The organism is Bradyrhizobium sp. RP6 (genome assembly GCF_003837805.1).
GTDB lineage: Bacteria > Pseudomonadota > Alphaproteobacteria > Rhizobiales > Xanthobacteraceae > Bradyrhizobium.
On sequence record NZ_RQIT01000073.1, the window covers coordinates 1 to 426 of the forward strand.

Sequence of the window (426 nt, forward strand, 5' to 3'; positions counted from 1 at the left end):
ACATTAGCAGTGACAGTAATATCTTTTTGTACTGCTAATGCAGAACCTGCAACGGAAAACATTGCGGCTACCAGAAGAGATTTTACGAATACCTTTTTCATGCCTATTCCTTTGTTTATCACAACGATAATTAATGGACCGCCAGCTCAAACTCGCCATTGTCCTTGGTGATCCAGTTATTATATTTGACAACGATTTTATCGTAGCCAGATATGCTTTCTAAACTTTTTTCCTGACCAGGGAAAATGTTTTTATTTACGGTCTGAGTCTTACAACTATTATCTTTGCTATTATTTTTACAATAAGCGATTGTCAACACTTTAAGACGCTGATTTCCTGCATTGAGTAGTTTTTTTGCTGAATTAATTTCTAATTTAGTAACTGGTTGTTGAGGTGGAACACTAACAACGATGCCCCAAATTAAAT

At 35.4% G+C, this 426-nt stretch carries 1 protein-coding gene; it reads right to left on the reverse strand.

Annotation, left to right across the window (positions count from 1 at the left end; all coding sequences use genetic code 11):
- Nucleotides 1–130: 130 nt before the first annotated feature.
- Nucleotides 131–426, reverse strand: a 296-nt coding sequence (locus EHH60_RS36930; RefSeq protein WP_502697438.1) for a hypothetical protein, incomplete at its 5' end; no start/stop codon positions are given.